14 protein-coding genes and 2 pseudogenes are annotated in these 20,517 nt (G+C 45.3%); 11 read left to right on the forward strand and 5 right to left on the reverse strand.

Going from position 1 to position 20,517, the window contains the following annotated elements; translation table 11 throughout:
* The first annotated feature begins 94 nt into the window (after positions 1-94).
* Complete coding sequence (locus MKY75_RS10305) at positions 95-958, forward strand: aminoglycoside phosphotransferase family protein (RefSeq protein WP_209948068.1); 864 nt, start codon at positions 95-97, stop codon at positions 956-958.
* A gap of 37 nt (positions 959-995) precedes the next feature.
* Here MKY75_RS10305 and MKY75_RS10310 read toward each other — a convergent pair.
* Together MKY75_RS10310 and MKY75_RS10315 are read right to left on the reverse strand one after the other, a co-directional pair.
* A pseudogene (locus tag MKY75_RS10310) lies at positions 996-1,273 on the reverse strand (MFS transporter); the annotation flags it as partial.
* A 112-nt stretch (positions 1,274-1,385) separates the two neighbouring features.
* Entirely contained in the window at positions 1,386-2,399 is a 1,014-nt protein-coding gene (locus MKY75_RS10315; RefSeq protein ID WP_340885152.1) for a LacI family DNA-binding transcriptional regulator, read from the reverse strand.
* Between the two features lie 306 nt (positions 2,400-2,705).
* Between MKY75_RS10315 and MKY75_RS10320 the strand changes: the two genes are divergently transcribed.
* From MKY75_RS10320 to MKY75_RS10340, 5 genes and pseudogenes are all read left to right on the forward strand, one after another.
* Positions 2,706-4,094: an MFS transporter gene (locus MKY75_RS10320; protein ID WP_029519065.1), complete on the forward strand. Its 1,389-nt coding sequence runs from the start codon at positions 2,706-2,708 to the stop codon at positions 4,092-4,094.
* Between the two features lie 432 nt (positions 4,095-4,526).
* Positions 4,527-4,685 (forward strand): annotated as a pseudogene (locus tag MKY75_RS10325) (metallothiol transferase FosB); the annotation flags it as partial.
* Positions 4,686-4,762: 77 nt separating this feature from the next.
* Positions 4,763-6,157, forward strand: coding sequence for an MATE family efflux transporter (locus MKY75_RS10330; protein ID WP_340885154.1), 1,395 nt, complete (start codon positions 4,763-4,765; stop codon positions 6,155-6,157).
* A 201-nt stretch (positions 6,158-6,358) separates the two neighbouring features.
* The gene (locus MKY75_RS10335) at positions 6,359-7,339 is read left to right on the forward strand and encodes a S8 family peptidase (RefSeq protein ID WP_029519069.1); all 981 of its coding nucleotides are present in this window, start codon (positions 6,359-6,361) and stop codon (positions 7,337-7,339) included.
* Positions 7,340-7,488: 149 nt separating this feature from the next.
* Complete coding sequence (locus MKY75_RS10340; RefSeq protein WP_039273453.1) at positions 7,489-7,974, forward strand: tetratricopeptide repeat protein; 486 nt, start codon at positions 7,489-7,491, stop codon at positions 7,972-7,974.
* A gap of 156 nt (positions 7,975-8,130) precedes the next feature.
* Here the strand turns inward: MKY75_RS10340 and budA are convergent, their stop codons facing one another.
* Positions 8,131-8,877, reverse strand: coding sequence for an acetolactate decarboxylase (gene budA, locus MKY75_RS10345; RefSeq protein ID WP_029519072.1), 747 nt, complete (start codon positions 8,875-8,877; stop codon positions 8,131-8,133).
* 163 nt (positions 8,878-9,040) lie between these two features.
* Positions 9,041-10,750, reverse strand: a complete 1,710-nt coding sequence (gene alsS / locus MKY75_RS10350; protein WP_029519073.1) for an acetolactate synthase AlsS — start codon at positions 10,748-10,750, stop codon at positions 9,041-9,043.
* 517 nt (positions 10,751-11,267) lie between these two features.
* Here alsS and uxaC point away from each other — a divergent pair.
* From uxaC to MKY75_RS10365, 3 genes are all read left to right on the forward strand, one after another.
* The gene (uxaC, locus tag MKY75_RS10355) at positions 11,268-12,692 is read left to right on the forward strand and encodes a glucuronate isomerase (protein WP_340885156.1); all 1,425 of its coding nucleotides are present in this window, start codon (positions 11,268-11,270) and stop codon (positions 12,690-12,692) included.
* Positions 12,693-12,867: 175 nt separating this feature from the next.
* On the forward strand, positions 12,868-14,268 hold the full coding sequence (locus tag MKY75_RS10360; protein WP_029519077.1) for an MFS transporter: 1,401 nt from the start codon (positions 12,868-12,870) through the stop codon (positions 14,266-14,268).
* A gap of 87 nt (positions 14,269-14,355) precedes the next feature.
* The gene (locus tag MKY75_RS10365) at positions 14,356-15,360 is read left to right on the forward strand and encodes a LacI family DNA-binding transcriptional regulator (RefSeq protein WP_029519078.1); all 1,005 of its coding nucleotides are present in this window, start codon (positions 14,356-14,358) and stop codon (positions 15,358-15,360) included.
* Positions 15,361-15,459: 99 nt separating this feature from the next.
* On the opposite strand, the gene poxB is transcribed toward MKY75_RS10365, so the two are convergent.
* Positions 15,460-17,184: a ubiquinone-dependent pyruvate dehydrogenase gene (poxB, locus tag MKY75_RS10370; protein WP_340885158.1), complete on the reverse strand. Its 1,725-nt coding sequence runs from the start codon at positions 17,182-17,184 to the stop codon at positions 15,460-15,462.
* A 314-nt stretch (positions 17,185-17,498) separates the two neighbouring features.
* Here poxB and MKY75_RS10375 point away from each other — a divergent pair, with 314 nt between their 5' ends.
* Together MKY75_RS10375 and MKY75_RS10380 are read left to right on the forward strand one after the other, a co-directional pair.
* Positions 17,499-18,992 (forward strand): tagaturonate reductase, encoded by a 1,494-nt coding sequence (locus MKY75_RS10375; protein ID WP_029519081.1) that lies wholly within the window; start codon positions 17,499-17,501, stop codon positions 18,990-18,992.
* Positions 18,993-19,009: 17 nt separating this feature from the next.
* Entirely contained in the window at positions 19,010-20,509 is a 1,500-nt protein-coding gene (locus tag MKY75_RS10380; RefSeq protein ID WP_069010226.1) for a UxaA family hydrolase, read from the forward strand.
* Positions 20,510-20,517: the final 8 nt, after the last annotated feature.

Consider the following 20,517-nt stretch of genomic DNA (forward strand, 5'->3'; position numbering starts at 1 on the left):
AGAGCGGCTGGCGAACGTATGGGATTATCTTAATGAAATTATCCAAAAAATCGCCAGCCGCATTGTGGATCAGACGCACGGAGGGAGGCGTGAAATGGACGTTCAACTAATCCTGAATGAGCTTTATGCAGCAGGCGTGCTTGAAGGCCATATGCAAAATCTCAAACCGCTGACCGGCGGTACTTCGAGCGAAGTGGTTGTTGTCATGGATGGTACCAGGCCTCGATATGTGATTAAGCAAAATGATCATGCGATTGTAAAAGCCGAGGCGGAGTTTTTACATACCTATGTACAGATTGAGAAACTATCGCGTTTGGTTTATGTAGATCCGTTGCACCGTTATTTGGTATACACGTTCAGGTCAGGGCTCACACAGTATCATGGACGAAACAAAAGCAATTTGTTGCTTCATCTGGCGACGGAGGTGATCTCGTACTATAAGCCTTTTGGTGAGGAACGTCATTATGGTTATCCGGACCACCCGTTTGTGGAATGGAAAGATTTTCTGCTGCACAGAACGAAGGAATCTGGAAAGATCATACAAGACATTTTACCCCGTGAGGATCATCGTTTCGTTCATACCCTTGTGGCTGGATCGCCGCAACGGAATATTAAATATTTGCTTCATGGCGACTGTGGAGTACATAATTTTGTGTTTAACGAAAATGGCACATTGACGGGTATTATTGATCCTGATCCCGTGGTGGGAGAACCCCTATATGATCTGATATACGCCTTTTGTTCTTCACCGGATAGGCTGACCATCGATACCATTTTGCCTTCCTTAGAGAAGCTTGAGCCGGAGATGACAGGGGAATACGAGCTAAACAGGGAAGTGTTACTGGGACTATATTTTCGTATAGCCACCTGCATTCGTCATCATCCGGAAGATCTCGATCAATATACAGAAGCGTGGGCCTATTGGCTGAACAGGATTCGCTGTAAGGAAGAGGGATAAAAGCATACAAGGAAGGATCATATTTTCTTTTCGGTACATCAAAAAACTTGATTTTTAACCCAATGCAGATAGATGCAAGCACAGAAATAATACTCCACTCCAGGTAATCAGGTGTGTTCCCATCTGTGATAGAAACCATCCGCCTAAGGTGGTGCCAATCGTGACACCTAAATTTGCAAAGGAGACAAACAAGCTATTAGCAAATTCAGGTGCTTCTGAGGCCTCCGAAGTTAACCAAGTTTGACTTACAATCAGGCCGCCGGTAAAAAAAGCCCCCCATATAATTATTATTATAATCATGGGAATGTAGTAAGCTCTTTTGGGAAAAACTTTGCAAGAGAACGTTTCCATTATTCAGCGTCGGAGCTGACAAAATCCATCCTAGCCGGTGAAGCACTTCCAGCAACCGCGTAGGAACATGCAAAGATTAGGATACCCCATGTTTTACACTGCTGTCCCGAATTTCTAACTGATGCGATATGGACCAGTGGACAGCCGCCAATTCCTCTCCTTTAATAAGCTTAATGAGATTGCGGGCGGCGACCATGCCCAGTTCGGATGCTGAATATCGGACAGTTGACAATTTAGGCCGGATTATTGTAGCCATATCAATGTCGTCAAATCCCAAGAAAGAGACCTGTTCAGGTATTTTCACCCCATTCTCGGTCAGAAAGTTCATAGCGCCTATGGCAATTCGGTCCGTCGCGCAGAACACCGCACTGGGCAATGGGCCTGAATGATAAAGTTTTCTCATAGAGGTTACGCCGTCTTCAACTGAAAAGCCGCTTTCCAACACACGTTCAGGACGTACTGGCAGGTGAGCGGCCTTCAATGCCTGTTCATAGCCCAAAAAACGCTGACTGCCCACTGAAATATCTCCCGCAGCTCCCCGCAGCATCGCGATATCCTGATGTCCCTGCTGAATTAGATAAGTTACCGCTTCAAAAGCAGCCGTTATGTTGTCAACATGTACGGAAGGAATGGATTTGTCTCGAAAATCCCGTCCGACAAGGATGCAGGGAATTCCCGCCGCTTCAATGAGCGCGTATAGCGCATCCCGGATTCCGTCTACCGATATGATAATTCCGCTCGCCTGCATTTCACGGAACATATTGTAATAGTGTATTTCAGAGTCCGCGTCCCCCCCTGACAAGGCGATTATGACATCGAAGCCGTATAGATGCGCTACTTGATTGATGCCTTCAACCATGTTATCAAAGACATTGTTTTTAATCTCGGGCAGAAGTACTCCAATCAGAGATGTATTATTCTTTACCAGTGTCCGCGCTATGGCATTTGGACGGAATTGAGTGGCTTCAAGGACCTCTAGAACTCGTTTGCGTATTTCACTGTTCACCGTCTGGCTGTTATTGATCACTCTGGAAACCGTTGAAATGGAGACGTTGGCCATTCGAGCCACATCTTTTATAGTCATTTTCATTGTACACACCGACTTTCAAGCAAGTATTTATTTAGAAAAAGGTTCTCAAAGTCAATTGAATTTATTATATCAGTTTATTGAGTTTAACAAAGATTCCAGAGCAAAGAAAGCGCTTGACCTTGGTTTATAGGGGGAGTATAATCAACTCCGGAAAACGTTTTCTAGTATTTTCTGGAGATAAATGATTGTTTTTACCAAATAACTAGCTGAATTCAAGGTATTTCGGCTTGTTTTTTTGATTATCAAGAAAACGTTTTCCTTATGGCTTGGAATTGTAGAGAATAACAAGGGAAAAGGAGCATGAGCATGAGAAGTTCGAGCGATATTGTTGTAATGGGAAATGAGGCTTCAAAGCAAACCGGTTCAAATATTTCGCTAAAAGAAAAGATGGGTTATGGATTCGGTGATTTTGCCAGCCAGTTGCTGTTTGCCGCCGCAATGACTTTTCTGTCCTACTTTTACACAGATGTAATCGGGATCAGCGCCGGGGTCATTGGTACTTTAATGCTAGTTGCGCGTGTACTGGATGCGTTTATTGATGTCGCGATTGGGGCTTTGATCGATAAAACGAAGAGCAGACACGGGAAGGCCCGTCCTTGGTTACTGTGGATGTCCGGGCCATTTGCGTTGTCTGGAGTTCTCTTGTTCACGGTTCCAAGTGGAAATATGACGATCACTATTCTATACATTTACGTTACCTATCTGTTGATGAACATTATCTATTCCAGCATTAATGTCCCTTATGGTGTGCTTAATTCCATGATAACGCAGGATTCTTACCAGCGTTCTCTGCTTAATATTTTTCGTATGTCTCTAGCGAATATTGGTGCCTTGCTAATTAATTATTTCACCCTCCCGTTAGTGAAGTCGTTCGGCGGCGGTCAAAAGGGGTGGATTTTCACCTTTATTCTGTTTGGTTTGCTCGGAACCTTCTTATTTCTCGTTACCTTCTTCAGTACCAAGGAAAGGGTTACTCCATCTGTTGTACAGAAGCCAATTCCGTTTGGACGTGCTTTTGGAGCGCTGATGCGTAATAAGTATTGGAAATTGATTCTTGGGTTTGCTGTGGTCTATTTCATAAATAACTCACTGGGCACAGGTATGAATATTTACTACGCACGTTATGTGTTAAAAGACGCCAATCTGATTGGGGTGCTCGGCATATCCTTACTCCTTCCTTCCCTGCTTGGTTATCTGTTATTGCCACCCGTCGTCAAGCGGATCGGGAAACGAAATTCATCCATTATCGGAAGTATCCTCCTGATTGTGGGATCGCTTGTTATTGCCGTCAGTCCCGCAAGTCTTATGGCGGTCTGCCTGGGACTCGTTATTAAAGCGCTTGGACATGCCGCTATTCTCGGAACCTTCTTTGCCATGTTGTCAGATACCATTGAGTATGGCGAATGGAAGACAGGGATGCGCACCGAAGGACTGGTGTACAGTGCGGGTAGTTTCGGCACAAAAGCGGGAGGCGGTTTCGGAGCGGCACTCATCGGTTGGGGACTGGCATTGGGAGGATATGCTGGTGGACAAGCTACAATCAGTGCCACAGCGCTAGCGTCTATTCATTTCATGTTTATCTACGTTCCAATTATCTTGGCTGCCCTGCAAATTGTATTGCTGGCATTTTACAACCTAGATAAATTATTTCCCGGTATTGTCAAAGAGCTTGAATTCTTAAAAAACGCTAAATAAGGAGAGGAAAGCAAATGGAGAAGAAATGGTGGAAAGAAGCCGTATTCAAACCATTATCCACTAAAATTTTTCCTGAATTCTTTGCTTCCTTTTCAGTTTCTATTCTTTAAATCTCATATTTATCAGAACTACAAGGTAGGTCAACTAAGTTTATGAAGCTCATTGTCTGAGAAGCCCATACTTTAGGCTTAGGAAACGTTAGCTGAATTAAAGAGCGGTAGTCTAGAATTTAACTATGAAAACCAAGATGTTTTTTTCTTGACCAGTTTTAAAAAAAGGACTATAACATCAATCTTGATGATGTTATAGTCTTTTTTTGATAAGAAATTATTATTTTAACGAGGTCTACCTGAACGAAAACCACAAGAAGGACGTTCTGCAATGGACAATCGAATCATGTTGAATACCACGCTTATCAAGCTGAGAACTTTTAATGTCATCATTTTGTCCGGACGAGAACGGAATGAACAGGACAAAAGGCCAGTCTATTTTACAGATCCAGACGGACATAAGTATGAAGTCCACACAGGACAATTGCGGGACCGCCTGGAATATTATAAAATGAAAAAGCATATGACTTTTTTTGAATGAGTAATTGTTATCGATATAAATGATATAAGTAATAAGTAAGTAATGATTGGGTTCGCATTTAGGAGGAATACGAAAGGATGTCACTGTCTCAGGAAAACGCTTCCAAGCAAGCGCAAGTCGTTAAAACGATGACGGTTTTTGCAATCACTTGGCCGATCTTTATAGAGATGTTGTTTCACATTTTGATGGGTAGCGTGGATACGTTCATGCTAAGCCATGTTTCTGATGAGGTTGTATCGGCTGTGGGTGTGTCCAGACAGTTGATTGAATTTACGATTATACTTTTCAATCTGCTTGGTCTTGGTGTAGGTGTGATCATTGCTCAGCTATTGGGGGCGCAAAAGCATGTGGATGCAAGCCGTGTTACGGCTTCGGCACTAACCTTTAATCTGGTGTTTGGTCTGGCATTGAGCTTGATGTTTATTGTCAGTCGGGATTTTTTGCTATCCTTTTACCATATTACTCCGACGATTAAGGAAAATGCAGAGATTTATATGATGCTGGCAGGGGGTTCGCTGTTTCTGGAAGCGCTCATGCTAACCGCAGGTCCGGTTATTCGATCGCATGGTTTTACTAAAGATACGATGATCGTGGGCATTGGTATGAATATTTTACATATTGCAGGAAATGCATTGCTCATTTATGGCTGGTTTGGTCTGCCGCAGATGGGAGTGGCGGGAGCAGCGATTTCAACGGTTATTAGCCGTGTTGTAGCATGTGTCTGGATTTTTCTACTGCTGTACAAGCGTGTAAGTGCGCCGATTCGCATCCGGTATTATGTACAGCTACAATGGAGTAAGCTGGTAGCCATTCTGAAGATTGGTATTCCTGCCGGGCTGGAATGGTTGTCTTATCAGCTTAGCCAAATGATGGTGACCCGGTTTGTCAGCTTTATGGGTACAACGGCAATCGCAACCCATTTTTATTCGAATACAATTGTGTACTTTTTTATGGTATTCGGAATGGCTGTAGGGGAGGGGACGGAAATTATTGTTGCCCGCCTGATTGGAGCAGGAGACAAGGAAAAGGCCTATCATCAACTTTTACGGAGCCTGAAATGGTCTTTGATCATTACGATTGCTGTAATCGTGGTAGTATCCTTTTTCCGATATGAAGTGATGGCGATCTTTACAGATGAGCCGGCGATCATTCAATTAGGGGCAGCGATTTTGCTTTTCTGTATATTGCTGGAGCCGGGCCGAGTGTTTAATCATGTTGTCATTAACTCCTTGCGAGCAGCGGGAGATGTTCAGTTCCCGTTAATGATGGCCATAATTTCAATGTGGGGGATTAAAATCCCGTTAGCATATGTGCTGGGCATTCATATGGGATATGGAGTGCTGGGTGTGTGGATTGCACATGCCTGCGATGAGTGGGTACGAGGCATTTTCCACTATTTACGCTGGAAGGGCCGGAAATGGCAGCACAAATCGCTGTTATCCAAGGCTGAACTTCAGGCGGAATCCGTCTAAGGCTGATAGAGAACCTACAACAGACATTCTCCAAGCGAATTGGGGGATGTCTGTTTTTTTACAAAAATAAGCAAAATGGGGATGTTCAAAGTTTTCAAAAATTGCTAGAATATAGTAACCTCGAATGTAGTAGAGGTTTTCAAAGTTTCATAGTTTCAAAGACGGGTGGTTTCCGATTGAATCCATGAAGGAGGGAATAGGATGGAACGTAAAGTGCATATCATTCCTTACCAAGTGATCAAGCAGGAGCAACAAGTGAATGAAATACCGCGAGGTGTAGAGCTGATTCAGGCTCCTGCGGTATGGAACCAGACTCGAGGCCAAGGCGTGAAGGTGGCGGTGCTGGACACGGGCTGTGATTCGGACCATCCTGATTTGAAGGCGCGCATTATTGGCGGACGGAATTTCACGGATGATGATCAAGGTGATCCGGAAATTTTCAAGGATTATAACGGTCATGGCACGCATGTGGCAGGAACCATTGCGGCAGCAGAAAATGCGGATGGTGTCGTGGGTGTTGCTCCAGAGGCAGACCTGCTCATCATCAAAGTGCTAAACAAGCAGGGCTCCGGTCAATATGACTGGATTATTCAAGGCATCTATTATGCGATTGAGCAAAAGGCAGATATCATATCGATGTCACTTGGCGGTCCTGAAGATGTGCCAGAGCTGCATGAAGCAGTAAAAAAGGCTGTAGCTAGCCAAATCTTGGTCATCTGTGCAGCTGGAAATGAGGGAGACGGTGACGACAGAACGGACGAGCTCGGCTACCCCGGCTGCTATAATGAAGTGATTAGCGTAGGCGCTATCAATTTTGACAGGCACGCCTCAGAATTCAGTAATTCTAATAATGAGGTGGATTTGGTTGCACCCGGAGAAGATATTTTGTCCACCGTTCCGGGCGGCAAATATGCGACTTTTAGCGGAACTTCGATGGCTACTCCGCACGTAGCAGGTGCATTGGCGTTGATTAAGCAGCTGGTAAGTGCGAGCTTTGAGCGTGATCTCACCGAACCGGAATTATATGCACAACTCATCAAACGCACGATTCCACTTGGCAATTCTCCTAAGCTGGAAGGCAACGGTCTATTGTACTTGACGGCAGTAGAGGAGCTCTCGCGTATTTTCGACGCACAGCGTGTAGCAGGAATACTAACTGCAGGATCATTGAAGGTTAAATAAACCGTAACTTCGGATATATAGCGGCTCTCCTGTAAGGAGAGTCGTTTTTTTGGATTTTAAATCTTAGGAAAAACTCCATTTACATTGCATTCAAATGTCGGGTAACATATATCTCAAAGATAGGCATGAGTCAGAAGTGGAGGATTAATATGAACGATATCATGGCGCAAGCTGGCGAGCTTAGACGAACAGGGCAAGCAGAGGAAGCACGAAAGCTTCTTTTGAAGGCATTAGAACAGCAGCAAAATGATGCAGAATTGTGGTATCAGACCGCTTGGACACATGATTCATTGGGCTTAGAGAGGGAAGCAGTACCCTATTATGAAAAAAGCCTGGGTATGGCATTATCCGCAGAATCAAGGAAAGGAGCCATCCTGGGATTAAGCAGTACATATCGTGTATTGGGGGATTATGCCAAGGCGAAAGCATGGTTGGACACAGGAATGGACGAATTTCCGGATTACAGACCGTTTCGGGTATTTTACGCGATGGTATTATATAATCTGGGGGAATTCGGGAAAGCCATGCAGGAGCTGCTAATGGAGGTGGCTGAGACGACCTCGGATTTATCTACACAGGAGTACTCACGTGCCATTCAATATTATGCAGATAAACTGGATCAGATCGAGACATAGGTGGACCGGAGTGAGAGCATAAGCAGTAACGTATATATACGCTCGTACATAAAAAGATCACAGTCAGAGAGCAGTAATTCTCTTTCCTGACTGTGATCTTTTGCTGTTTATTGTTTGGCTATAGGGTCTGTAAATTGATGAGTTAAATAGCTGCGATTACTGCGCACCTTCAGTAACGGCGATTTCCTTCTCCAGGTTTTCTCTGGACAGGTTGGCCTTCAAGTAATCCGGGGTATCGGGCAGGACCAGGTGCAGATTGGATTTTTGACAAATGCGGATGGTGCACTTTTCGACGATAAAATCAAAGACATGCCCACCCCCAGTGCGTTCATCGTTAATAAAATGCAGATGAAATCCGGCTACCCCAATACCTTGAGCATAGGCAGGTGTCCAAAAACCTGTAATCACCCCAGAAGCGTCGTTAAAAGAGAACGTAGGCTGAGATTTGGTCGCTTCGATAAAAGGTTTGTAAGGCTTCACCTGGTGAGGGACGGTACGTGTCTTTACTTCACGAAAAGTGCCATCCATACGGAAGGCATAGAACAGATTACGGCTTGGAAACAACTTTAACAGCAGAGCTTCCAGCTCTTCACGATGCATGGGGCGGTCAATAGTATATGTGAAATCTTCATGGAAAAAGGTGACGGTGGAAAAAGGTGTGGTTTCTTCCGGTTTTACGCGATGGGCCGTACCGTCTGGAAGCAAGTGATAGAATTCACCATCGAACGCGATCATCTCGCCATTCAGTTGATCAAAGGTACCAATCCCAAAATCCCCGTGCTTTTGCAACTCCTCAAAGGCAACAACTCCGTCATAAAGACCATCTAATAGAGCGAGCATAGTGGACGTTTGGTAAATATCATGGTCAGTTTCTTGCTTGGTTTCCAGTCCTGCAACGGTCATGGTAATACACTTCCTTTTGTAATTGTATGCATTTATTTTCTTTCTTTTTCAATAATAAACGTAAATTTTCAGTAAATAACGAGAATAACTCAAAAAAATCATAAAAAATAACGTTTTGCTCCATAATTGTCACGAAAACGTCACGAGTAAGTCTTGGTAAAGGTTAGTTTAATTGATTTGGCAGCAGTTTACGTCCCAACTGGATATTATCTTGATAATTAATCGGGATATCAACAACCACAGGACCATCCGTATGAAGTGCCTGCTGCAATACACTTTCCAGTTCTTCAGGAGAGTGCACGCGTAATCCGGTGGCCCCGAAGCTTTCAGCATATTTCACTACATCAACATCTCCAAATTTTACACCGGAAGTTCTGCCATATTTAATCTGTTGTTGAAATGCGACCATGTCATAGGTACCATCTCTCCATACGATATGCACTAGCGGAGAGTTAAGACGTACAGCGGTTTCGAGCTCCATGGATGAAAACAGAAATCCTCCGTCTCCAGAAATAGAAACGACTTTTTGACCGGGGTTGACGAGTGTGGCAGCAATCCCCCAAGGCAGTGCTACGCCCAACGTCTGCATTCCGTTGCTGAATAGAAGGCGCCGCGGTTCATACGAACGGAAATATCGTGCCATCCAAATGTAGTGTGAACCAACATCACAGGTGACAGTGACATTATCGTCGATCAGGCTGCGCAGTGTACGAATAAATTGTAATGGATGAATCAGATAATCGTGACTGTGTACAGGAACAGCTTCTTGCTCGTTTAGATCATGACGAAGACGATTTAATTGGTCGCAGGAGGCTTTAGGTAGCTTTAAGGTAGGCAATTCTTCTGCAAGGCCACTCACAATCAGGGCTATATTCCCGATAAGCTCGTGATCAGGTTGATAATCATGATCAATATCTGCTTGATGATCATCCAGATGAATAAGGGTTCGGTTCGCAGGAATATTCCAGTTTTTTGGATCATATTCAATAGGATCATAGCCAATCGTCAGTACCAGATCTGCCGCTCCAAGAAGCATGTCACCCGGCTGATTATGGAACAGACCGACTCTCCCAAAATAGTGGCTTTCCAGCTCCCGGGAAATGGCTCCAGCGGCCTGAAAGGTTTCAACCACAGGCAAATCCGTGTTTCGAATCAGTGCACGGATGGCTGCTGTAGCTTCGGGTGTGCTGGCTTTCATACCGAGAAGGAGTACGGGCAGCTTGGCTTTTTTGATTTGGCCTGCAACTTGTTTGATGAGCTCGGCGGGTGCGGTTCCAAGCTGGGGAAGGGAAACCTTCTCAATGGCGGTTACTTCGGATGACGAAGTCAACACGTCCTGCGGCAGACTGACAAATGTGGCTCCAGGCTGGGCTGAGGTCGCAATCCGAAATGCATTAGTAATTGCTTCCGGTACACTATCAGGATGTTCTACTTCTACACTGTACTTGGTGATGGGTTCGAAAAGTCCGGCGTTATCCATAGATTGATGCGTGCGTTTCAGGCGTTCTGATCTTGGGACTGCACCAGCAATGGCGACGACAGGATCACTCTCTGCGTTAGCGGTGACAAGTCCTGTCGCCAAGTTAGACGCGCCTGGACCGGAAGTAACAATGCATACGCCCGGTTTACCTGTTAAACGACCGACCGCTGCTGCCATAAAGGCGGCATTTTGTTCATGACGGCATATGATCAATTCTGGACCCCGATCTTGAAGAACATCAAAAACAGAATCGATCTTGGCACCTGGAATGCCAAAAATATGCGTAACCCCTTGCTTGATCAAACAATCGACAACAAGGTCGGCTCCTTTTGTATCGGATTTGGTTTTAGTTTTAGTTTGAACAGCTTGAACTTTAGTACTCAATGCTACCACCTCTTCTTTTCATCTTTGAAATAAACCAATGAAATACTTTCAATGTAAAACAATGGATGTATATTACAATTATAATGCAATAACTGGTATTTTCAAGAAAGAAATTTTCTGAAAAAAAGAGAAAAACACATAAAACGTTTTCAAAGTTTGATTTATCGGGGAAAATTAAAAATTGTAGAATTTTCTTTTGGTATCAGCTATCGGGAAAATATAGAACAGATCTGCTCCAAATGGCAGTAGGCCATTTTTTTTATTCGCTCACATGATAAAAATCACTTTCGTCTACAAAGGATAGCGGTTACAATGTAATTGTTGTTAACGTAAACATTAAATTTAAAGTGAAGTAATCCGGCTTGAAATGATGTGCAGGTATCGTATTACAGCTATATCATCTTGCCTAATCACGAGATCTGCTATGTGGTGGAGAATGCTATTATTGAAAACGAGTACAGTACAAGCATTTTTGTTAACGTTAACAATTTGTTGAGAAACACGATTATAGAAGGGATGAGAAAGTATGACTAAAGCGTTTTTAGACGAAAACTTTTTGTTGAGCAATCCAACGGCTGAAATCTTGTATCATCAGTACGCCAAGGATATGCCGATTATTGACTATCATTGTCATTTAAGTCCACAAGAAATTTATGAAAATAAAGCGTTCAAGAATATTACGGAAGCTTGGTTGTACGGAGACCATTACAAGTGGAGACTTATGCGGGCCAATGGGGTTGAGGAACGCCTGATTACGGGGGATGGCGAAGATTATGACAAGTTTATGGCTTGGGCCAAAACCGTACCTACACTAATCGGCAATCCGCTGTACCATTGGACGCATTTGGAGCTTCAACGCTTTTTTGGTGTCTTTGAGCTGCTGAATGAACAGAACGCACCAGTGATCTGGGAAAAGGTAAACCAAAAGCTGCAGGGAAAAGGCTTTGGCGCACGTGATCTGATTGTGAACTCGAAGGTAACTGTGGTGTGCACCACGGATGATCCGACAGACCATCTCGAATACCACAAACAAATCAGCAAGCTGACCGATTTCCCAGTCGCAGTGTTGCCAAGCTTTCGTCCCGACAAGGCTTTGGAGATAAATCGCGAAACTTTCCGGCCTTGGGTGGCTCGGTTGGGTGAAGTCAGCGGACTGGATGTTTCTGGCCTGGAAGGATTTTTGAATGCGCTGGCGAGCCGGGTGCGCCATTTCCATGCTGCCGGAGGCCGAGTATCTGATCATGCGCTGGATACTGTAGTCTATGAAGAAACGACACGGGAGGAAGCTGCAGCCATATTCAATAAGGCGCTGGAGGAAGGCCATGTGACTCCTTTAGAGGAGGCGAAATATAAATCGTACGTTCTGGTTTTCCTTGGCAAACAGTATGCAGAACATGGCTGGGCTATGCAATACCATATCCACGCACTGCGTAATAACAACACTACTATGTTCCGTCAATTGGGACCGGATACAGGCTACGATGCCGTAAATGATGGCTCTATCGCTCGTCCATTGGCGGCATTGCTGGACGCACAGGAGCTGGGAGGAGGATTACCTAGAACCATTTTGTATTCGCTTAATTCGGTTGATTATCCAGTACTGGCAAGTCTCGCGGGTTGTTTCCAATCCGGTGGAAATGTGGGGAAAATCCAGTTTGGCACGGCATGGTGGTATAACGACCATATCGAAGGTATGCAGGAGCAGATGAAGTTGCTGGCTAACTACGGGGTGCTGTCCCGCTTTATTGGTATGCTGACGGATTCCCGCAGCTTCCTCTCCTACACACGCCATGAATATTTCCGCCGTATACTCTGTGACTTAATTGGAACGTGGGTTCAGGAGGGTAAGGCGCCTGAGGATCTGGAGCTGCTCGGAGCCATGGTACAAAACATTTGCTACAACAACGCCGAGCAATATTTTAATTTCCCAACGGTTGTTCATAGTAAGTGAAACTACGCCCTAAGGCGAGGACTCACTAACTTCATAAGAAAGGGCTCTTACCGGGAGCTTGTTTCAAAACTCCCGGTAAGAGCAATTATAAATAAAATAGTTATCAACTGAGGATTTTGCAAAATCCAGAACTAATTTTGTGAAATTAATTACAAACAAAGAGGAGTGTGTAGGTATGGGAGTGCCTATCGTGCAGGAGAACGTCCAAACTGACAACAAGACAGGCGAGCATATTAGCCTGAAAGAAAAGATTTCGTATGGTATGGGTGACTTTGGAAACGGATTCATGTTTGATTTGGGGCAGTTGTATTTGCTGAAATTTTTTACAGATGTAGCAGGGGTTTCTGCAGGAGCCGCCGCAGGCATTTTCTTGGTCAGCAAGCTATTTGCCGCCGTCTGTGATCCCATTGTCGGGTCCTTTGTTGATTATCGCAAACATATCGGTACACGTGGAAAATTTAGACCTTTTCTTATTGTTGGAAGCGTTATCCTTGCAATTCTTACGGTTCTAACCTTTATATCGCCGAATATTTCACCCACAGGAAAACTCATTTACGCCTATGCGTCCTATATGATCTGGGGGATCGGCTACTCTATTGTAAACATTCCATACGGCTCGCTAGGTGCCGCTATTACACAGGATACTCATCAGCGTGCTTCATTGTCATCTTTCCGTCAGGCGGGATCGCTGGGCGCATTATTCGTCACCAGTGTCGTTGTCATGCCGCTTATTTTACTATTTCCTAACCACCATGTTGGCTATCCGGTTGTGATGGGGATTATGTCACTCATTGGTGTGATCGCTTTCATCATATGTTACCGAGGAACGAAAGAACGTATTATTAGCCAGTCCGGGCCAAAAGAGAAGCTATCTATAGGCGTTATTGTGCATACTTTTACGAATAACAAGCCTTTGCTGGTGCTCGTTTTGATGACGATTTTCACTATATCCGCGTACAATATTAAGTCCGCTCTGCTGATCTATTTTGCCGAATATAACTTGGGGCATGTAGAGTTAATGGCTTATATGAATTTTATTATTATCGGTTCGTCGCTACTGGGTGTATTGTTCCTGCCCAAGCTGGTACGGCGTTTCGGTAAACGAAAAACAGCCATACTGGGGATGCTGGTTAGTGTCATTGCCGACTCCATTAACTTTTTTATGCCTTCAAATGTATACATTTTCACAATCCTGGCCAGTATTTCGTTCATTGGTATTAGTATTCCTAACGGGGTGACCTGGGCATTCGTGTCCGATATTATTGATTATGGCGAATGGTCATCCGGGGAGCGTAAGGAAGGGATTACTTACTCGTTATTTAACTTTTCACGTAAGTTGGCTCAATCCTTGTCTGGCTTTCTATCGGGTATTGGACTAGCGCTCATCGGGTATGTTCCGAATGTGGTTCAGTCCTCTGGAACCCTGCTTGGGATCAAAGCATTACTTTGTCTCTATCCGGCTGTTGCCCTGGCTTTGGCCATGCTGGTCATCGGTAAAATGTACAAGCTGACGGACAGCAGACATGCAGAAATGGTTCAAGAATTACAGCGTCGACATGCGGACAACCGCGTATAATTTGTGAAAGTCTTCTTTTCCGGGCGGCTCCTGTGGTATGGTGGGTATATAATTTTTTTAGAGCCTCACTAAGGAAAGGATACGTATATGGCAGCTACCATTAAAGACATTGCCAAATTGGCTAATGTTTCCCATACAACCGTCTCCCGGGCGCTCAATAACAGCCCGCTGATTAAAGAAGATACGAAACGCAAAATTATGGAGTTGGCAGAGCAACTCAATTACATTCCAAATTTTAATGCCAAAAGCCTAGTTCTCCAGCGCTCGCATACGATTGGCCTGTTTTTCACCAGTATTTCAGAAGGCACCAGCTCCAGTTTTTTTGCCGATACCATCCGCGGTGTTAATCATGTCATTGGGGTAGATTACAATCTGTTTGTGCGAGGAATTGACGATTACGCTGATTTTTCGGCCATACACCGCAAGCGTTTTGATGGTATCATTCTGATGAGCCAGAGCGAGGCGGACAACCCTTTTATTTATCATGTGCTCGGTCAAGGCATTCCGCTTGTTGTTCTGAATCGGCAGGTGTCCGGGGCGGGGATTGTAAACGTGATTTCTAATGATAAAGAAGGGTCCTATGAAGCGGTCTCCTTTCTCGTTGAAAGTGGGCATGAACGCATTGCGATCATCGAAGGGGTAGAAGGCTTCAAGTCTACCCAGCAACGCCGCGAGGGTTTTATGAATGCGTTGATTGATAGTGGTAAGCCCATTCGACATGAATATATCGTGCAAGGTCATTATGATACTGAAAGTGGTAGCCAGGCAATGAAGCAATTGCTTTCCTTGCAGGAGCCGCCGACAGCGGTATTTTGCTCTAACGATGATATGGCTATTGGGGCAATGAATGCGGTATTCGAAAACGGCTTGAAGGTACCAGAGGATATCTCTGTCATTGGTTTTGACGATATCGGGTTCTCAATGTATACGACTCCACCGTTAACAACAGTCAAAAGACCGATTGAACAGATTAGCGAGCGCGGAGCCGCCTGCATTCTGGAACGAATTCAGTCACCGTCCAATGAGGGCGAGCTTATATTTATGGAGACCGCGCTCATGAAGCGGAAATCAACGGCAGGCAGACCACACTAAGTTTCGTTTGATTAACAGGCAGGCCAAAGGGGCAGAAACCATGCGAGACTTATGGTTTCTGCCCCTTTTAGGCTGAAATGCGTTCTGCTTCGTCTATATTTAACGAAAGAGATTGGTTTTAGCCAGTTCTACAATCTCGTCACCACGTCCGTTTAGCATCGCTTTCATCATCCACAGTGTAAATCCTTCTGCTTGTTTAAGATTAATTTTGGGTGGCATGGATAGCTCCTGGCGGTTCACCACCACGTCTACCACAACAGGGCCATCATGAGCCAATGCTTGCTGAATGGCATCTTCCAGCATGGTCGGATCTTCAACCCGGATGCCCTTGAGTCCCATGGCTTGCGCTACAGCACCAAAATCAGGATTCACCAGTTCAGTACCGTTTTCCAGAAATCCGGCCGCTTTCATTTCCAGCTCGACAAAACCGAGAGCGCCATTATTGAAAACAATGACTTTGATAGGCAGATGATGCTGCTTCAGGGTGAGCAGGTCGCCCATCAGCATCGTGAGTCCGCCATCGCCTGAGAGGGCAATCACTTGTCGGTCAGGCTCAGTGGCCTGTGCTCCAATCGCTTGTGGTAACGCATTTGCCATCGTACCATGGTTGAACGATCCGAGAAGCCGGCGCTGACCGTTCATCTGCAAATAACGCGCCGCCCATACAGTGGGAGTACCGACATCACAGGTGAAAATAGCATTTTCCTGCGCGGCGTCACTGATGACCTTGGCGAGATATTGCGGATGGATCGGCGTATGACCTGGTTTACCGACAGCAAGGTCATCCAACTCCTGGCGTACCTTGGTATAGTGGGAGACGGTTTTCTCTAGATGCTTGGAATCATGCTCTGATGTTAAATGCGGTAGCAGCATTTCCAACGTGGCTTTTACATCCCCACATAAACCATACGTTAACGGAGTACGTCTGCCAAGATGGGCTGGCTCTATATCTACCTGTAGGACAATCGCATCTTCAGGGTAAAATTGTCTGTAAGGGAAGTCTGTTCCGAGCATAAGTAGGACGTCACAATCCATCATCGCATGGTACCCGGAAGAATACCCGATCAGTCCCGTTAATCCAGCATAATAAGGATTGTCATACTCCAGATATTCCTTGCCTCGCAGAGCGGATACCATGGGGGATTTTAACTTGTCACATAGCTGCATGAGCAATTCATGAGATTGTGAACAGCCGGCGCCGCATAGTAGCGTAATTCGTTTGCCTTGATTCAAATATTCGGCCAGTCGGGAAATTTCGGAAGCTGACGGATGCACTACAGGTGTAGTGGGATGGTAGACATGTTCAGGGACGGGTACCTTTTCCGCCCCCAATGCTGCTACATCACCGGGAAGAACAATGACGGAGACACCTGAACGTGAAACTGCCTGTTGAATGGCCATGGTCACCGTTCTGGGAATTTGACGCGGTGTCGTAATAACTTCACAGAAGTGACTGCATTCTCCGAAAAGATGTTCAGGATGCGTCGCTTGAAAATATTCACTTCCGATTTCGTCGCTTGGAATGTGAGCGGCAATAGCCAGTACAGGCACACGATTGCGGTGACAATCATATAAACCATTAATCAGATGCAAATTTCCGGGACCACTGCTTCCGGCACATACAGCAATGCTGCCACTAAGGTCAGCATCCGCTCCGGCTGCAAAGGCAGCCACTTCTTCGTGCCTTACATGAATCCATTCGATTTGACCATTGCTGCTAATGGAATCCACCATATTATTTAGAGAATCTCCAACAATGCCATAAATCCGCTTGACCCCTGCATTGACCAAAACTTGTACAATAGTATCTGCAATTGTCTTCATAGATGTTCCTCCTGCCTAGTAAGTAGTGTTATCCTGCCCGTGCTTTCTTGCGTCTATTCTCCTGAAAAGTATATAAGGACAAGGTCTCGGATAGGGTGATAGTTAGCCTTAACCGTCTTGGCTCAGCAGCGAAACAACAGAAAGAGGTCCATATACTTGCTGGTTGTTATGCAAAACTCTTATGTTAACGTGTTCATATTATTGTCATTATTATTTTTATAAAGTAAAAATGTTGAGAAAACTATTTTGTTAACGTGTGCATTATGCTAAAATAACGTTGAAATCATTATGGTAATAGTGGGAGGATACTCCGGATGAAAAAAGTAGATGCATTAGATCAATTAAACAGAAAAAGCTTTATCGTTACAGACCCGCATCCTGTGAGGGTGATGCAATTTGGGGAAGGGAACTTTCTGCGTGCTTTTGTAGACTGGCAATTTGACAAAATGAATAAGCTGGCAGAATGGAATACGGGAGTTGTGATTGTACAACCGCAGCCAGGAGGCCTCGTGGAGAAGCTTAACGAGCAGGATGACCTGTATACGGTTATTCTTGAAGGGATTAAGGATGGGAAGGCCATGAAGGAGCATACCGTTGTGGAGTGCGTCTCTCGTGGGATTAATCCGTACGGCTCGGATTTTTTGGAGTATGAAGCACTATCCCAAAAGCCGGAGCTGCGTTTTGTTGTGTCGAATACGACGGAAGCGGGGATCGCTTATGCCCCAGACGATCAGCTAGAAGATCGTCCGCAAAAGAGCTTCCCGGGCAAACTGGCTGCCTTTCTGTATAAGCGCTTTCAATTTTTTGGGGGCGATCAGAGCAAGGGATTGGTCATCATTCCATGCGAGCTCATCGACCGTAATGGAGACGCTCTCAAGGAAATCGTACTGAAATATGCGGACCAATGGAAGCTTGGAGCTGAGTTTATTGCATGGATAGAGGAAGCAAATACGTTCTGCAACAGTTTGGTGGATCGAATTGTACCTGGTTATCCCAAAGACCGAATTCATGAAATCCAAGCGGAATTGGGTTACAAGGACGATTTGGTTGTTGTGGGCGAACAGTATCATTTATGGGTTATTGAAGGGCCACAGTGGCTTAAAGAGGAATTACCTGCTCATTTGGCCGGATTGAATGTCCTGATTGTCGACGATATGGCGCCATATCGTACACGGAAAGTGCGTATTTTGAATGGAGCACATACGGCGCTTACACCTGTAGCTTATTTATATGGCCTGGACACAGTGGGGCAGGCGGTTGAGCATGATATTATGGGCAGTTTTATCCAGTCGCTGATTCGAGAAGAAATTATTCCGACGCTGGACTCACCAGAAGCGGAATTGAATGTATATGCCGACGATGTTATTGAGCGGTTCCGTAATCCATATGTAAGTCATTATGTTATGAGTATTGCGTTGAATTCGGTGTCAAAGTTCAAGACACGGAACTTGCCATCCTTGCTCCAGTATGTAGAACAACGTAAGGAGCTGCCTGCCAAAATCGTGTTTTCACTGGCGTCCTTACTCGTATTTTACCGGGGTGATAGAAATGGCGAGTCGATTGCGTTGGCAGACGAAGCTGAAGTGTTGAGCACGTTTGGTGAACTGTGGAGTAAATATGACGGTACTCTCGCCGGGGCGAAGCAATTGACTGAGCGGGTACTCGGCAAGCAAACATGGTGGGGTCAAGATTTGAACCAGATCGAAGGGCTGGCTGAACAAACGGCACAGCACGTGTATGAAATTACAAGCAGAGGAATGAAGGAGACGCTCGATTCTCTAACCGGGAACAGCGTGCCCAGAGCATAAGCAAGGAGGAAACCGGAATGCTGGAATTCATTCAAATTCATAATCAAGATAACGTGGCTGTCGCCTTGCGTGATTACAAGCAGGGAGAAACACTGGCATGGGGAGCACAAGAAGAACAACGGGTGGAGCTAGCCGAGGATGTAGCACGTGGGCATAAAATCGCCTTGCAGGATATACCTGTAGGTGGGCATGTTCTGAAATACGGATATCCCATCGGTCATGCCATTCAGCCCATTCAGGCAGGTCAGCATGTGCATACGCATAATACGAAGACGAACCTGACAGGCGTAGAAGAGTACACTTATAAGCCTAAGCCAGCTCCTCATTTATATGAACAGGAGAGTCGTACGTTTCAAGGGTTTCGGCGAAAGGACGGTCGTGTGGGGATTCGCAATGAGTTGTGGATTGTGCCGACGGTCGGCTGTGTGAACGGGATCGCTGAACTTATTTTAAACCGTTTCAAGCAGGAAGTGGGAGATATTTCACCTTTTGAAAATGCACTTGTGCTCAAGCATAACTATGGTTGTTCTCAGTTGGGTGACGATCATGCACATACGCGCACGATTTTGATCGATGCCGTGAAACATGCGAACGCAGGTGGCGTACTTGTACTGGGTTTGGGCTGTGAAAACAATGAAATGAAAGAATTTAAGGAAGCCATCGGGGAATATGATTCGGAGCGGGTAAAGTTTTTGCTTTCCCAAGATGTGTCGGATGAAGTAGAGGAAGGGGTAAGGTTGCTTCATGAAATTTTTGCGGCCGTGCAAGAAGATCGGCGGGAACCTGTACCATTGTCTGAGCTGAACATCGGCTTGAAATGCGGTGGATCTGATGGCTTATCGGGTATTACTGCCAACCCACTACTCGGACGATTGTCGGATTATATGGCAGCGCAAGGTGGAACAACGGTATTGACAGAAGTACCTGAAATGTTCGGCGCGGAAACGATTTTAATGGAGCGCGCTGCCGATGAGCAAGTATTTGGTAAGATCGTACATCTGATTAACGATTTCAAACAATATTTTCTGGATTACAAGCAGCCAGTATACGAAAATCCGTCACCGGGCAATAAAGCAGGGGGCATTACGACGCTGGAGGATAAATCACTGGGCTGTACGCAAAAATCCGGGTCTTCCACGGTCACTGATGTCATTCAGTACGGGGAACGTCTCAAGACCAAGGGACTCAACCTGCTCAGCGCGCCGGGCAACGATCTAGTGGCATCTTCAGCTCTCGCCGCAGCGGGCTGCCAACTCGTCATTTTCACAACTGGACGCGGTACGCCGTTTGGCTCCTTTGTTCCGACGATGAAGGTATCAACCAACTCGCCGTTATATAAGGCTAAACCTCATTGGATCGACTATAACGCCGGTTCATTGGTGGAGGATGTCAGTATGGAAGATGCGCTCCGCAACTTTGTCGATTACATCGTCGATGTAGCCAGCGGAACATGGGTGAACAATGAGAAAAACAATTTCAGGGAGCTCGCTATTTTTAAAAACGGTGTTACGTTGTAAAAGGCTGT

The sequence above is a fragment of the Paenibacillus sp. FSL L8-0663 genome (genome assembly GCF_038008125.1).
Taxonomy (GTDB): domain Bacteria; phylum Bacillota; class Bacilli; order Paenibacillales; family Paenibacillaceae; genus Paenibacillus; species Paenibacillus polymyxa_D.

Bases quoted from the DNA above. Each gene is read 5' to 3' on its own strand.
- MKY75_RS10315 (WP_340885152.1), bottom strand. From the start codon at position 2,399: ATGAAAATGACTATAAAAGATGTGGCTCGAATGGCCAACGTCTCCATT.
- MKY75_RS10335 (WP_029519069.1), top strand. From the start codon at position 6,359: ATGGAACGTAAAGTGCATATCATTCCTTACCAAGTGATCAAGCAGGAG.
- MKY75_RS10320 (WP_029519065.1), top strand. From the start codon at position 2,706: ATGAGAAGTTCGAGCGATATTGTTGTAATGGGAAATGAGGCTTCAAAG.
- MKY75_RS10380 (WP_069010226.1), top strand. From the start codon at position 19,010: ATGCTGGAATTCATTCAAATTCATAATCAAGATAACGTGGCTGTCGCC.
- MKY75_RS10365 (WP_029519078.1), top strand. From the start codon at position 14,356: ATGGCAGCTACCATTAAAGACATTGCCAAATTGGCTAATGTTTCCCAT.
- MKY75_RS10340 (WP_039273453.1), top strand. From the start codon at position 7,489: ATGAACGATATCATGGCGCAAGCTGGCGAGCTTAGACGAACAGGGCAA.
- MKY75_RS10375 (WP_029519081.1), top strand. From the start codon at position 17,499: ATGAAAAAAGTAGATGCATTAGATCAATTAAACAGAAAAAGCTTTATC.
- budA (WP_029519072.1), bottom strand. From the start codon at position 8,877: ATGACCGTTGCAGGACTGGAAACCAAGCAAGAAACTGACCATGATATT.
- MKY75_RS10305 (WP_209948068.1), top strand. From the start codon at position 95: ATGGACGTTCAACTAATCCTGAATGAGCTTTATGCAGCAGGCGTGCTT.
- MKY75_RS10330 (WP_340885154.1), top strand. From the start codon at position 4,763: ATGTCACTGTCTCAGGAAAACGCTTCCAAGCAAGCGCAAGTCGTTAAA.
- poxB (WP_340885158.1), bottom strand. From the start codon at position 17,184: ATGAAGACAATTGCAGATACTATTGTACAAGTTTTGGTCAATGCAGGG.
- uxaC (WP_340885156.1), top strand. From the start codon at position 11,268: ATGACTAAAGCGTTTTTAGACGAAAACTTTTTGTTGAGCAATCCAACG.
- MKY75_RS10360 (WP_029519077.1), top strand. From the start codon at position 12,868: ATGGGAGTGCCTATCGTGCAGGAGAACGTCCAAACTGACAACAAGACA.